The 13163-nt window shown below is 73.6% G+C and carries 10 protein-coding genes and 2 pseudogenes; 2 read left to right on the top strand and 10 right to left on the bottom strand.

Annotation, left to right across the window (positions count from 1 at the left end):
- Positions 1-48: 48 nt before the first annotated feature.
- Positions 49-978 carry a mycothiol synthase gene (gene mshD, locus ACSU6Z_RS13630; RefSeq protein ID WP_437045647.1) on the bottom strand — a complete coding sequence of 310 codons (930 nt, stop codon included), beginning with the start codon at positions 976-978 and terminating at the stop codon, positions 49-51.
- Between the two features lie 168 nt (positions 979-1146).
- Between mshD and ACSU6Z_RS13625 the strand changes: the two genes are divergently transcribed.
- Positions 1147-2958, top strand: a complete 1812-nt coding sequence (locus tag ACSU6Z_RS13625) for a bifunctional metallophosphatase/5'-nucleotidase (protein WP_437045645.1) — start codon at positions 1147-1149, stop codon at positions 2956-2958.
- Between the two features lie 219 nt (positions 2959-3177).
- Here ACSU6Z_RS13625 and ACSU6Z_RS13620 read toward each other — a convergent pair whose 3' ends face one another.
- From ACSU6Z_RS13620 to ACSU6Z_RS13610, 3 genes are read right to left on the bottom strand one after another with little or no spacing between them, the layout of a single operon-like run.
- On the bottom strand, positions 3178-3969 hold the full coding sequence (locus ACSU6Z_RS13620) for an ABC transporter permease (protein WP_437045643.1): 792 nt from the start codon (positions 3967-3969) through the stop codon (positions 3178-3180).
- The gene (locus ACSU6Z_RS13615; protein WP_437045641.1) at positions 3966-4931 is read right to left on the bottom strand and encodes an ATP-binding cassette domain-containing protein; all 966 of its coding nucleotides are present in this window, start codon (positions 4929-4931) and stop codon (positions 3966-3968) included. The genes ACSU6Z_RS13620 and ACSU6Z_RS13615 overlap by 4 nt, the downstream gene beginning before the upstream one ends.
- Positions 4932-4966: 35 nt before the next feature.
- Positions 4967-5638 (bottom strand): hypothetical protein, encoded by a 672-nt coding sequence (locus ACSU6Z_RS13610; protein WP_437045640.1) that lies wholly within the window; start codon positions 5636-5638, stop codon positions 4967-4969.
- A 243-nt stretch (positions 5639-5881) separates the two neighbouring features.
- Between ACSU6Z_RS13610 and ACSU6Z_RS13605 the strand changes: the two are divergent.
- Positions 5882-6147: pseudogene (locus tag ACSU6Z_RS13605) on the top strand (MarR family transcriptional regulator); the annotation flags it as partial.
- Between the two features lie 128 nt (positions 6148-6275).
- Here the strand turns inward: ACSU6Z_RS13605 and ACSU6Z_RS13600 are convergent.
- The 6 genes and pseudogenes from ACSU6Z_RS13600 to ACSU6Z_RS13575 all read right to left on the bottom strand — a co-directional run.
- Positions 6276-7241, bottom strand: a pseudogene (locus ACSU6Z_RS13600) (pectinesterase family protein); the annotation flags it as partial.
- A gap of 488 nt (positions 7242-7729) precedes the next feature.
- Positions 7730-9154, bottom strand: a complete 1425-nt coding sequence (locus ACSU6Z_RS13595) for a sensor histidine kinase (RefSeq protein WP_437045638.1) — start codon at positions 9152-9154, stop codon at positions 7730-7732.
- Positions 9151-9885, bottom strand: a complete 735-nt coding sequence (locus ACSU6Z_RS13590; RefSeq protein WP_437045636.1) for a response regulator transcription factor — start codon at positions 9883-9885, stop codon at positions 9151-9153. Before ACSU6Z_RS13590 ends, ACSU6Z_RS13595 begins: the two co-directional genes overlap by 4 nt.
- A 100-nt stretch (positions 9886-9985) precedes the next feature.
- Positions 9986-11020, bottom strand: a complete 1035-nt coding sequence (locus ACSU6Z_RS13585) for a S1C family serine protease (protein ID WP_437045635.1) — start codon at positions 11018-11020, stop codon at positions 9986-9988.
- A 122-nt stretch (positions 11021-11142) separates the two neighbouring features.
- On the bottom strand, positions 11143-12165 hold the full coding sequence (locus ACSU6Z_RS13580) for a LacI family DNA-binding transcriptional regulator (RefSeq protein WP_437045633.1): 1023 nt from the start codon (positions 12163-12165) through the stop codon (positions 11143-11145).
- Between the two features lie 74 nt (positions 12166-12239).
- A complete protein-coding gene (locus ACSU6Z_RS13575; protein WP_437045631.1) occupies positions 12240-13031 on the bottom strand; it encodes a response regulator transcription factor in 792 nt (263 codons plus the stop codon).
- Positions 13032-13163 lie beyond the last annotated feature (132 nt).

Genomic DNA, 13163 nt, shown 5'->3' with positions numbered 1-13163 from the left:
CCCGGGACCGTGCCCCGGGCGGACGCCCCGCCCCCGGTCACGTCCGCGTCACGACTCGGTGCGGTACATCAGGTCCGTCTCGTGGGTGGTGAAGCCCAGCCGCTCGTAGACGGACACCGCCGCCTCGTTGTCGGCGTCGACGTACAGCATCGCCGTCGGCAGGCCCCGCTGCGCCAGGTGCCGCAGGCCGATCGTGGTGAGGGCCCTGCCGAGGCCGCCGCCCTGGGCGTCGGGGCGGATGCCGACGACGTACACCTCGCCGAGCCGCTCGGCCGCGTGGACCTTCGTCCAGTGGAAGCCGATCAGGTCGTCGCCGCGGAAGGCCAGGAAGAAGCCGGCCGGGTCGAACCACGGCTCGGCCTTGCGGTCGTCGAGGTCCCGCTGGGTGAGGGAGCCCTGCTCGGGGTGGTGGGCGAACGCGGCGGCGTTCACGGCGAGCCACGCCGCGTCGTCCCGCCCGGGGACGAAGGCGCGCACGGTCACACCCTCGGGCAGCACCGGCTCGGGCAGTTCGAACCCGGTCAGCGGGCGCCGCATCTGGCGCAGTTCGCGGAAGAGGGACAGGCCGAGGACCTGCGCGAGGTGCCGGGCGGCGGAGTGGCCGCCGTGCGCCCACACCCGCAACCGCTTGCCGGAGGCGGCCAGCAGCGCCGCGCCGAGCGCCCGCCCGTGTCCCCGTCCCCGGTGCGCGGGGTGCACGACCAGTTCGGCGGCGGGCGGCTCCACCGGATCGGTGTCCTCCAGCTGGGCGTAGCCGACGAGTTCGCCGCCGACGGTCAGCAGCAGGTGCGCGACGCCCTCGCGTTCCCCGCCGCGCAGTTGCAGGCGCCCCTGCTCGGACACCGCCTGCTGTCCGTCGGCGCGGGCGGCGTCGGCGAGCAGCGCGAGGACGGCCTCGGTCTGCTCCTCGGTGAGCGCGGCGTGGGTGTCGATCGAGCGGGTACGGCTGCCGGTCCGTGCGGTGTCGTCGCTGGTCATGCGTACGAGGGTAAGGGCGGGCCCGGCGAAGTGGCGGTACGCGGCGGCGGAAGGGAGACCAAGGTGTGACCCGGAAGCCCCTGTCGCGCTACGCGCGTTGACCCTAGGCTGCGCCCGGACCTGTCCCGTCCGCCAGGCCACCGAACCGACCGACCCACAGGGGGGCGCATGCCAGCCACATCCCACCCGCGCCGCAGACGCCGTACGTACCGGCTGCTCGCGGCCGCCGCCGCGCTCGCGACCGCCGGCGCGCTGGCGGCGGCACTGCCGACGTCCGCGAACGCCGGCGAGGACCACCGCCACCGGCCCGGCGGGCACCAGCCGGGCCGCTACCAGGACATCCAGCTGCTGTCCTTCAACGACCTGCACGGCAACCTGGAGCCGCCCGCCGGCTCCTCCGGCCGGGTCACCGAACTCCAGCCCGACGGCACGACGAAGACGGTCGACGCGGGCGGCGTGGAGTACCTCGCCACCCACCTGCGCCAGGCCCGCGAGGGCCACCCGTACTCCATCACCGCCGCCGGCGGCGACATGGTCGGCGCCTCCCCGCTGCTGTCCGGCCTCTTCCACGACGAGCCGACCATCGAGGCGCTCAACCGGCTCGACCTGGACGTCACCTCCGTCGGCAACCACGAGTTCGACGAGGGCGCGCGGGAGCTGGCCCGCCTCCGGAACGGCGGCTGCCACCCCACCGACGGCTGCTACGGCGACGAGGAGTTCGAGGGCGCCGACTTCCCCTACCTCGCCGCGAACGTCCTCGACGAGAAGACCGGCAAGCCGATCCTCGAGCCGTACTGGGTGTGGCGGAAGAAGGGCGTCAAGGTCGGCTTCATCGGCGTGACGCTGGAGGCCACCCCGGACGTCGTCTCCGCCGAGGGCGTCAAGGGCCTCGTCTTCCAGGACGAGGTCGAGACGATCGACAAGTACGCCGAGGTGCTCCGCAGGCAGGGCGTGAAGTCGATCGTGGCCCTCGTCCACGAGGGCGGCTTCCCGGCCTCGGGCTCGTACAACTACGACTGCGACTCGCCGGGCGCGGGCGACGGCCTCTCCGGGCCGATCGTGGAGATCGCGAGGAACGTCACCCCGCAGGTGGACGCGCTGGTCACCGGCCACACCCACAACGCGTACGTGTGCACCGTCCCCGACCCGGCGGGCAAGCCGCGCACGGTCACCTCGGCGTCCTCCTACGGCCGCCTCTACACGGACACGACCCTGACCTACGACCGGCGCACCGGTGACATCGCCCGTACGGCGGTGGCGTCGGCCAACCACGTGGTCACCCGGGACGTCCCCAAGGCGCCCGACCTCACCGAGCTGATCGACCGGTGGAACACCCTGGCCGCCCCGATCGGCAACCGCCCCGTCGGCTACATCTCCGGCGACATCGGCAACAGCGGCACCGAGTCCCCGCTCGGCGACCTCATCGCCGACGCGCAGCTCGCCCACGGCAGGGAGCTGGACCCGGAGACCGACCTGGCGCTGATGAACTCCGGCGGCATCCGCGCGCCCCTGGCCTACGCGGCCAAGGGGAGCGAGGGTGACGGCGTGGTGACGTACGCGGAGGCCTTCGCCGTGCAGCCGTTCGCCAACACGGTCAACCTCCAGGACCTCACGGGCGCGCAGCTGATCCAGGTCCTCAAGGAGCAGGTGAGCGGCGCCAACGCGGCGTCCCCGCGGATCCTCCAGGTCTCGTCCGGGCTGACGTACACGCTGGACCTGACCCGGACCGGTGCCGACCGGGTGGTGACGGACTCGATCCGGCTGAACGGGCAGGCCATCGACCCGGCGGCCACCTACCGCGTCGCGTCGAACAGCTTCCTCGCCGGTGGCGGTGACGGCTTCCCGACGCTGGGCCAGGGCACGAACGACCTCGTCGGCGCCGACGACCTGACGGCGCTGGAGCGGTACCTGACGGCCAACTCCTCGGCCGGCGACCCGATCGAGCCGCCGAAGGCGGACCGGATCACGGTCGTGCGGTAACGGCCGGCGATCGCGGCGGCAGCGCCGTGCGCCGGGGCGCACGCCCCCGGCGGAGGCAGTGGGCGGGGTGGTGCGCGGGTCCGGGCGGACCGGGGCGCCACCCCGCCCTCGCGTGCCGCGCGCGCCCGGCCCGCCGCGGACGGACCCCGCGCACGGGCGGACGGCGTACGCCGGCGTGGTGCCGGGGTACGCCGCCCTGGGGCGGGAAGGGCCGGGGGGTTACTCCGGGTCGCGGTTGAACGTGGAGGCCGACCAGAGGTAGCCGAGTGCGGTGAGGGCGAGGCACCAGGCGGGGGCGAGCCAGCCGTCGTGGCCGATCCCGGTGCCGAGGAGGAGGCCGCGCAGGGTCTCGATGGCGGGCGTGAAGGGCTGGTACTCGGCGATCGGCTGGAACCAGCCCGGCATCGCGTCGACCGGGACGAAGGCGCTGGACAGCAGGGGCAGCAGGATCAGCGGCGTGGCGTTGTTGCCGGCGGCCTCGGCGTTGGGGCTGATCAGGCCCATGCCGACGGCGATCCAGGTCAGGGCCAGGGTGAAGAGGACCAGGAGCCCGAAGGCCGCGAGCCATTCCGCGGCGGTGGCGTCGGTGGAGCGGAAGCCGACGGCCACGGCGACGGCGCCGACGAGGACCACGCTGGCGATGGACCGCAGGACGCTGCCGACGACGTGCCCGACGAGGATCGAACCGCGGTGGATGGCCATGGTGCGGAAGCGGGCGACGATGCCCTCGTTCATGTCGTTGGCCATGGAGACGGCGGTGCCGACGACGGTGGAGCCGATGGTCATCAGCAGCAGGCCGGGGACGAGGTAGGCGAGGTAGGCGGAGCGGTCCGCCGTGCCGCCGCCGATGCCCGCGCTCATGGTGTCGCCGAAGACGTAGACGAAGAGCAGCAGCAGCATGATCGGTGTGAGCAGCAGGTTCAGGGTGAGGGACGGGTAGCGCCGGGCGTGCAGGAGGCTGCGGCGCAGCATCGTGGCCGAGTCGCGGACGGCGAGGGACAGGGAGCTCATCGCAGGGTCTCCTCGGGCTCGCCGGACTGGTGGGGGAGGTGGGAGGCGCCGGTCAGGGCGAAGAAGACGTCGTCGAGGTCGGGGATGTGCACGGTCAGCTCGTCGGCCTCGACGCCGACGGTGTCCAGCCAGTCCAGCAGGGAGCGCAGTTCGCGCTGGCTGCCGTCGGAGGGGATGCGCAGGGCCTGGGATTCGTCGTCGCGGGCGGCCTCGCGCAGGGTGTCGGCGGCGGTCCGGTAGGCGGCCGGGTCGGTGAAGCGCAGCCGGACGTGTCCGCCGGGGACGAGGCGCTTGAGCTCACCGGCGGTCCCCTCGGCGGCGATCCTCCCGTGGTGCAGGACGGCGATGCGGTCGGCGAGCTGGTCGGCCTCCTCCAGGTACTGGGTGGTGAGGAAGACGGTGACACCGCCGGTGACGAGTTCGCGGACGACGTTCCACATGGTGTGGCGGGAGCGGGGGTCCAGGCCGGTGGTGGGCTCGTCGAGGAAGATGATCCGCGGGTCGCCGACCAGGGTCATGGCGATGTCCAGGCGGCGTTTCATGCCGCCGGAGTAGGTGGCGGCGGGCTTCCTCGCGGCCTCGGTCAGCTCGAAGCGCTCCAGCAGTTCGGCGGCGACCCGCCGTCCCTCGCGCTTGGGCAGGTGGTGCAGGTCCGCCACGAGGAGCATGTTCTCCTCGCCGGTGAGCAGGCCGTCGACGGCGGAGAACTGCCCGGTGACCCCGATCGCGGCGCGTACCGCGTCCGGTGAGGCGGCGACGTCGTGGCCCGCGACCCGGGCCTGCCCGCCGTCGGCGGCGACGAGGGTGGACAGGATCTTCACGGCGGTGGTCTTGCCGGCGCCGTTCGGGCCGAGCAGGGAGAAGACCGTTCCCTCCGGGACGGCCAGGTCGACACCGTCCAGGACGGTCTTGTCGCCGTAGGACTTGCGCAGCCCGTTCGCCGCGATGGCCAAGTCGGTCATGAGGGGTGCTCCTGGGTCCGTGCGGGTCCGCGGGTTCACAGGCTGCGGGCGGTGATGTCGCCGTGGGTGGTGGTCGCGTGGACGGCCAGGACGGCGCCGGCGCCGTCGGTGTTCGCCAGCGCGTTGTGGACGCGGCCGTGGGCGGTGCCGGCGTCCAGGGAGGCGGAGACGCCGTGGGCGGCGCCGACCGAGACGTCGCCGTACTCGGTGCGCAGGGTGACCGTGCCGCGTACGGCCTCGGTGATGTGGAGGTCGCCCTTCTGGGTGCTGATCCGGGCGGGGCCGCCCAGGCGGCCGACCGAGACGTCGCCGGCGAGGACGGTGAGGTGGGCGCTCGCGGTCTCGTCGAGCCGGACCGTGGCCTGCGCGCCCTCGAAGGCGACGTCGCCGAGTCGTCCGAGGCCCCGGAACTCGGCGGCGTCCGCCTTCCCCTCGACGTGGGAGCCGGCGGGCAGCCGGACGGTCACCTCGACGGTTCCGGACGGGCCGAGGAGCCGGTTTCCGGGCTCGGGGGTGCGGATCCGCAGGACGCCGTCGTCGTAGCCGACCTCGGTCTGCTCGGCCGCCTTCACGTCGCGGCCCTTGGAGGCGTCCGCGGGCAGGACCTCGACGATGGTGTCGGCCCGGTCGGCGGCGATGAACCGGATGCGTCCCGCGGGGACGTCGAAGCGGGCCGAGACCGGGGCGGGGGTGGCGAACTTCTGCATCGTGGGCTCCTTCTCCTGCGGTGCGAGCCCTTGCGGCCCGCTGTTTCCGATACTGGAAACGCTACGTTGCATTTCCAAAGTTCACAACATATTCGTTGCGGAGAAGTGAGATATGAGCAGGTGGGGGCGTATAAATCGTTGCAATCGAATGCGTTGCAATGCAACGATCTCGCCGTGGTTCATTGCAATGAATCGTGAGTGAACGCTATAGTGGGGCCGGCGCGGACCACGGAGGAGGCCGCGATGCCGGGAGGCGGACTCACCCAGCGGGGACGCCAGCGGATCGTGCTGGGACCGGCCGACGGCCTCGCCTACGCGGAGACCGCCAGACGGCTCGACCGCCCGACTCGACCGTCACCCGCGAGGTCATGCGCAGCGGCGGCCCCACCGCCTGCCGCGCCGACCTCGCCCGGCGCCCCGGCCGGCGCCCGCCTGGAGAGCATCTCCCGCTTCCCCGGCTTCGTCTCCGAGAGCACCGCCCGCGCCGCGGAGCAGACCCGCGGCATCCTCCACGCCGAACGCGGGGAACCCGCGGGCGGCATCGCCGAACCGGCCGGATGACGGAGCGGGGCCCGCGGGGCGCGGAACCCGCCCCCGGAAACCCCGCTCCGGCCGTGTCCGGCGAGCCGGCGGTGGCTCATGAAGCCGTCGGTGTCCAGTCCCCCAGCCAGTCCCGGACCTCCTGGTCCGCCGCCTGGGCGTCGGTCAGCTGCGGGCGGTCGGCGCTCGCCGCGCCCGCTCCGGGGCCGGTGTTCCTGTACTCGGCGAAGCGGTCGTCCTTCCAGGAGAAGCCGCTCATGTCGGTCCACGGCGCGGTCCTGATCGCGGCACTGAGCGTGGTGTTGCGGACCGTGGTCTGCGGGTCCAGCGTGGCGTCGCCGCCCGCGTGCCAGGGGCGGCCGAGGTGGAAGGTGCGGTCCGAGACGGAGCCGTTCACCGTGGAGCCGGTGATGAGGATGCCCTTGCGGCCGGCGGCCGTGCTCGGGGCCGTGACGTAGCCGGCGGAGGTGCCGTCCCAGCGCTTCTTCAAGGTGATGACCGAGCGGTCGATGACCGCCGTGGCGCGGCCGAAGACGAAGTCGACGTTGCCGACGACGGAGGAGTCGGTCATGTAGACGCGGCCCAGCCGGTCCTTCGCCGCCGTGTCGAGCAGGAGCGTGTCCTGGTCGCCCTCGACGGCCACCGAGTCCAGGAACACCTTGTCCGACGCCGTGCGCAGGGCGACGGCCTGGTGGCCGGAGATGTGCTGGTTGGCCTTCTCGTCGAAGTCGTTGGCGATGGTCAGGTTGCGGGCCTGGAAGTCGTCGGCCTCGACGGCGACGGTGGCGCTGCCGCCGGTGCCGTAGGTGCCACCGCCCGGCTTGGGGGTGCCGGAGGCGTTGTTGTGGACGATGACGGTGTCCTTGCGGCTCGCACCCGTGCCCCGGATGGTGACGTGCGGCTTGCCGGAGGGGACCTTCACCGTCTCGCGGTACGTGCCCGGTTTCACCGCGATGACGACCCGGCCCGGGTTGTTCACGGGGACGGCGTTCACCGCGGCCTGGACGGTGGAGTACTGGCCGGAGCCGTCCTTGGCGACGGTGAGGGTGGTGGCCGCGGCGGCTGCGGCGTACGGCCCGGGAGCGGGCGCGTACTTCCCCGGCTCCGCGAGCGCGCGGACGGTGACGGCCCACCCGCCCCGTCCGCCGTCCCGCCCGGGGGAGCGCACGGACGCGAAGCCGCCGGCGGTCGCCGTCGCCCGCGCGGGCGCTTCGGCCGCTGCCGCCCGGGGCCGCGCGTCCTCACCGGAGACGGACGCGCCTGCGGCGATCAGGGCCAGGGGGACGCCGACCGCGAGTGCCGCCGTCCTCCCGCGCCCGCGGGGCCGGCGCTTGCCAGGAGCCATCTCATCCATGCGGGTTCCGTTCCGTGCGAGGGGATGGACGGGGGGTAGTCGCCGCGGGCGGCGCCAGGGTTGCCCGCGGCGGCCGACCGGGCCGGGCCGGACCGGCGCCGGGGCGAGGGGCGGGGAGTGCGGCGGGCCCGGTGATCGTGTTCGGCGCCGGCTCCTGGGCGTCGTTCCTGGCGGGCGTCAAGGCCTGAGGACACCCCTCAGGCCGACGGCGGTTCCTCCGGCGGCGGCGTCGGCGCCCCCGGCAGCCGGATCGTGGCGATCGTGCCGCCGCCCCGAGCCGGGTCCAGCCGCACCTCGCCGCCCGCCTGCTGCACCGTACGGGCGACGATCGACAGGCCGAGGCCGGAGCCGGGCAGGGCGCGGGCGGAGGGCGAACGCCAGAACCGGTCGAAGACGCGGGGGAGTTCGTCGGCGGCGATGCCGGGTCCGTGGTCGCGGACGGTGAGGACGCCGTCGGCGAGCCGCACCTCGATCGTGCCGCCCTGGGGACTGAACTTCACCGCGTTGTCCAGGACGTTGACCACCGCGCGCTCCAGCGCGGCCGGTTCCGCGCGGACGTACCACGGCCGCACGTCGGCGGTGAGGGTCAGCTCCGGGCCGCGCAGCCGGGCGCGGCGCAGGGCGGACTCGACGACGTCGTGCCAGGCGACGATCCGGGTCTTGGCGCCGGTGTGCTGGTCCTGCTCGGGGCGGGAGAGTTCCTGGAGGTCGCCGATGAGCGCGGCCAACTCCGTCACCTGCGCCTTCACCGAGGCCAGGAGCGCCTTGCGGTCGGCGTCCGGGATCGGGCGGCCGGTCTCCTCGCTGCGGGTGAGGAGTTCGATGTTGGTGCGCAGGGAGGTGAGCGGGGTGCGCAGTTCGTGGCCGGCGTCGGCGATGAGCTGCTGCTGGAGCTCGCGGGAGCTGGCCAGGGCGGACGTCATCGAGTTGAAGGAGCGGGAGAGCCGGGCGATCTCGTCCTCGCCGCCGTCCTCGACGGGGATGCGGACGGTGAGGTCCTCGGTGCGGGCCACGTGCTCCACGGCGCGGGTCAGTTCGTCCACGGGGCGCAGCCCGGCGCGGGCCACCCACAGGCCGGCGGCGCCCGCGCCGACGACCCCGGCGCCCGCGACGAAGACGAGCACCAGCGCGAGGCTGCGGAGGGAGCCGTTCACCTCGTCCAGGGGGCGGGCGGCGGACACGGCGACGCCGGACAGGCCCGGCACGGTGTAGGTGAAGGAGCGGTACCTGGTGCCGTCGGGCGCGGTGGCGTCGTGCAGGACGTCGGGGGAGGTGCCCTCGGCCACGTCGTGGTCGGCGTCGGTGAGCGTGACCTTGTCCGTGCCGATGATGAGGCAGCTGCGCCCCTGCCGGTCCACCAGCTGCACCGTGGAGCCGAACAGGTTCGGCTCCTGCGCGGTGGCCTCGTGGGCGCACAGGCCGGTGCGCAGATCGACGTAGCGCGTCACCTGCTGGAGGCTCATGCGGTTGGCCCGCAACGCGTCGTCCAGCGAGTTCATCAGGACGTTCTTCACCACGAACCAGCACGCCACGGCCGCCGCGGCGACCGCGAGCGCCACGGCCGCCGCCACCAGCAGGGCCAGTCGCGAGCGCAGGGGCAGGGCACGGTACCGCTTGATCATTCGGTGCCCTGCCGCAGCACGTAGCCGACGCCCCGGACCGTGTGGACCAGGCGCGGCTCGCCGCCCGCCTCGGTCTTGCGGCGCAGGTACATCACGTACACGTCCAGCGAGTTGGACGACGGCTCGAAGTCGAAGCCCCAGACCGCCTTCAGGATCTGCTCCCGGGTGAGGACCTGGCGCGGGTGCGCCAGGAACATCTCCAGCAGCGTGAACTCGGTGCGGGTCAGCTCCACCGGCCGCCCGCCCCGGGACACCTCGCGGGTCGCCAGGTTCATGCGCAGGTCGGCGAAGGCGAGGACGTCCTCCTCCTCGGCGGAGGCCGCCGCCACGGCCGCCGCGTAGGAGCTGCGGCGCAGCAGGGCCCGGATCCGGGCGAACAGCTCGTCCAGCTCGAACGGCTTGACCAGGTAGTCGTCGGCGCCCGCGTCCAGCCCGGTCACCCGGTCGCCGACCGTGTCGCGGGCGGTCAGCATCAGGATCGGGGTGGTGTCGCCGGCGGCGCGGATGCGGCGGGCGGCGGTCAGGCCGTCCATGCGGGGCATCTGGATGTCGAGGACGACCAGGTCGGGCCGGTAGGCCGCCGCCTTCTCCAGGGCGTCGGCGCCGTCGGCGGCGACCTCGGTGTCGTACCCCTCGAAGGCGAGGCTGCGCTGGAGTGCTTCGCGCACCGCCGGCTCGTCGTCGACGATCAGGATGCGCTGGGGGTCGCGGTCGCCGTCTGCGGGACTCATGGGTGTACGGATCCTCGGGTGGGGTCGGGTACGGGGGCGTACGGGCTGTCGACGCCTTCAGCGTCCCACGTCCGCGCCGGTGCCGTGCGGGTGGCCGCCCCTAGCCGTTCGCGCCCGCCCGCAGCTCGGCCAGGTCGGCCTTGACGGTGTTGACCGGGATGGCGAAGCCGAGGCCGACGCTGCCCGCCTCGGCGGACGAGTCGGCCGCCGAGTACATCGCGGAGTTGATGCCGACGATGCGGCCGTTCATGTCGATCAGCGCGCCGCCGGAGTTGCCCGGGTTGAGGGAGGCGTCGGTCTGGATCGCCTTGTACGTCGTCGTGGACGACCCGGTGTCGCCGTTGAACTGCCGGCCGCCGAACTCGAACGGCCAGCCGCCGTCCGGCCGCTGCTGCCCCTCGTCGGTCGGCACGGTCACGTCCCGGTCCAGGGCGGAGACGATGCCGCTGGTGACGGTGCCGGTCAGCCCCTCGGGGGAGCCGATCGCCACGACCTGGTCGCCGACCCGCAGGTCGTCGGAGTCGCCGAGGGTGGCCGTCGGCAGGCCGGAGGCGTTCCTCAGCTTGATCAGCGCCAGGTCCTTGGTGCTGTCGGTGCCGACGACATCCGCGGCGTACTCCTTGCCGTCGCTGGTCGTCACCGTGACCGACGAGGCGCCGGAGACGACGTGGTTGTTGGTGACGATCTCGCCGTCGCTCGTGATGATCACACCGGAGCCGGTGGAGGAGCCCGCGCTCGTGGTGGCGCCGACCTCGACGACACTGGGGCCGACCGCCTGGGCGACCCCGGCGACCGTGCCCTTCTGCGCGACCGGGACGGCGGTGGTGCCGGCGGAGTCCGCGGCGACCGTGCCGCTGCCGGTCAGTTCCTGGATGCCGTACGCGGTGCCGCCGCCGACGGCGGCCGCGACGATCGCCACGGCCGCGAACAGCGCGACCGGACCGCGCCGGACCCGCCTGCGCGCGGACTCCCCGGCGGCGGCACCGCCGACCGGCGTGCCGGCCGGCGGCCGCGCGGGCGGGGGCGGCCACTCGGGGTCCACGGGAGAGGCAACGTACTGCGCATCGCCCCGGTACGGGTTCTCACCCTGGCGGGGGGTCTCGTACTCGCCGCTGCGGCGGAAGCTCTCGGTCATGTCCACGAGCATCACGGCCGACCATGAGAGCTGCCTGAGTGCCGCCTGAGAAGCCCGGCAGAACCTCGTATGCCCGATGTAAAACCGGTGCCGCGCCCGGTCGCGGGCGGCCGGGGACCCGCCTACCGGCAGCCGCAGGAGTGGCGCACCACCAGCCGCGAGGGGAACACCTTCAGCCGCTCCCGCCGGGAGCCCGCCACCCGCAGCCCGTCGTCGAGGACCAGGTCCACGGCGGCCCGCGCCATCGCCGAGCGGTCGGAGGCGACCGTCGTCAGGGGCGGGTCGGCCAGCGCCGCCTCCTTGATGTCGTCGAACCCGGCGACCGCCAGCTCGCCCGGCACGTCGATGCGCAACTCGCGCGCCGCGCGCAGCAGGCCGATCGCCTGGTCGTCGGTGGAGCAGAAGATCGCGGGCGGGCGGTCGGGCCCGGAGAGGATGCCCAGCGCGACCTGGTAGGCGTCGTACCGGTTGTACGGCGCCTCGAAGAGCCGTCCCTCGGTGGGCAGGCCGGCCTCCTGCATCGCGCGCCGCCACCCCTCGACGTGGTCGGAGACGGGGTCGCCGACGGCGGGGGTCTCGGCCGTGCCGCCCATGCAGGCGACGTACGGGTGGCCGTGCTCCAGCAGGTGGCGCACGGCGAGCTGGGCGCCGCCCAGGTCGTCGGTGACGACGGCGACGTCGTCCATGGCCTCGGGGCGTTCGTGCAGCAGCACCACGCGGGCGTCCCAGGCGTCGATCTCGGCGGCGGCCAGGTCGTTCAGGGCGTGGCTGACGAGGATGAGGCCGGAGACCCGCATGCCGAGGAAGGCCCGCAGGTAGTGGACCTCGCGCTCGCCGACGTAGTCGGAGTTGCCGACGAGCACCATCTTCCCGCGCTCGGCGGCGGCCCACTCCACCGCGTGCGCCATCTCCCCGAAGAACGGCTGGCGCGCGTCCGGCACGATCAGGCCTATGAGGTCCGTGCGCCGCGACGCCATGGCCTGGGCGACCCGGTCGGGCCGGTACCCCAACTCCTTGATCGCGGCGAGCACGCGCTCCCGCGTGGCCGGGGCGACCGGCCGGGGTCCGTTGTTGATGACGTAGCTGACGACGGCAGTGGAGGTCCCTGCCAGCCGCGCCACATCGTCCCGAGTCACCTTGGCCACGCGCGGAGTCTACGCGGATGGACCCCTTCTGGGCAGGGCGTATCGACGCGCGTGACGTGCGCTGCGCCCCGCCGTCACGCCTCCGCCCGCACCTCGGCGGCGGCCGGGACGGGCGAGGCGTCCGTCTTGCTCCGCTTTGCCCCCTCCTTGTCCTCGGCCGCGGTCTCCTCCGCGGTCCGGGCGGGCTTCTCCGGCTTCTCGGGGGTGACGAACCGGTAGCCGACGTTGCGGACGGTGCCGATCAGCGACTCGTGCTCGGGGCCGAGCTTGGCGCGCAGCCGCCGTACGTGGACGTCGACCGTGCGGGTGCCGCCGAAGTAGTCGTAGCCCCAGACCTCCTGCAGGAGCTGGGCGCGGGTGAAGACGCGGCCCGGGTGCTGGGCGAGGTACTTCAGCAGCTCGAACTCCTTGAAGGTCAGGTCCAGGACCCGGCCCTTGAGCTTGGCGGAGTACGTCGCCTCGTCCACCGACAGGTCGCCGTTGCGGATCTCCATGGGGGAGTCGTCGGCGACGATCTGCTGGCGGCCCATGGCCAGCCGCAGCCGGGCCTCGACCTCCGCCGGGCCGGCGGTGTCCAGCAGCACGTCGTCGATTCCCCAGTCGGCGGTGACGGCGGCGAGGCCGCCCTCGGTGACGACGAGGAGCAGCGGGCAGCCGGGGCCGGTCGAGCGCAGCAGCTGGCACAGGCTGCGCACCTGCGGAAGGTCCCGGCGGCCGTCGACGAGGATCACGTCGGCGCCGGGGGTGTCGATGAGAGCGGGGCCCTCCGCCGGGGCCACCCGCACGGTGTGCAGCAGCAGGCCGAGGGCGGGAAGCACCTCCGTCGACGGCTGGAGGGCGTTGGTCAGCAGCAGCAGGGAACTCATCGCGCCCCACCTGCCAGGGTCGTCACCTGTTCGTGCACGGTTCGCTCGCCCATAACGTCTTGGTTCCTCCTCGGTCCCTGCGAGGACGTCTGTGGCACTGCTTCGTACTGCGCGGCCCCGCTCCCCCGGGGG

Origin of the sequence: Streptomyces sp. enrichment culture, assembly GCF_964273145.1 — a bacterium.
GTDB lineage: Bacteria > Actinomycetota > Actinomycetes > Streptomycetales > Streptomycetaceae > Streptomyces.
The sequence above is the reverse complement of the archived record's forward strand: the minus strand, read 5'-3'. Positions and strand labels throughout refer to the sequence as shown.

Coding starts and splice junctions, on each gene's coding strand:
- ACSU6Z_RS13615 (WP_437045641.1), bottom strand. CDS start 4,931: ATGACCGACTTGGCCATCGCGGCGAACGGGCTGCGCAAGTCCTACGGC.
- ACSU6Z_RS13575 (WP_437045631.1), bottom strand. CDS start 13,031: ATGAGTTCCCTGCTGCTGCTGACCAACGCCCTCCAGCCGTCGACGGAG.
- ACSU6Z_RS13595 (WP_437045638.1), bottom strand. CDS start 9,154: ATGATCAAGCGGTACCGTGCCCTGCCCCTGCGCTCGCGACTGGCCCTG.
- ACSU6Z_RS13620 (WP_437045643.1), bottom strand. CDS start 3,969: ATGAGCTCCCTGTCCCTCGCCGTCCGCGACTCGGCCACGATGCTGCGC.
- mshD (WP_437045647.1), bottom strand. CDS start 978: ATGACCAGCGACGACACCGCACGGACCGGCAGCCGTACCCGCTCGATC.
- ACSU6Z_RS13585 (WP_437045635.1), bottom strand. CDS start 11,020: ATGACCGAGAGCTTCCGCCGCAGCGGCGAGTACGAGACCCCCCGCCAG.
- ACSU6Z_RS13610 (WP_437045640.1), bottom strand. CDS start 5,638: ATGCAGAAGTTCGCCACCCCCGCCCCGGTCTCGGCCCGCTTCGACGTC.
- ACSU6Z_RS13625 (WP_437045645.1), top strand. CDS start 1,147: ATGCCAGCCACATCCCACCCGCGCCGCAGACGCCGTACGTACCGGCTG.
- ACSU6Z_RS13590 (WP_437045636.1), bottom strand. CDS start 9,885: ATGAGTCCCGCAGACGGCGACCGCGACCCCCAGCGCATCCTGATCGTC.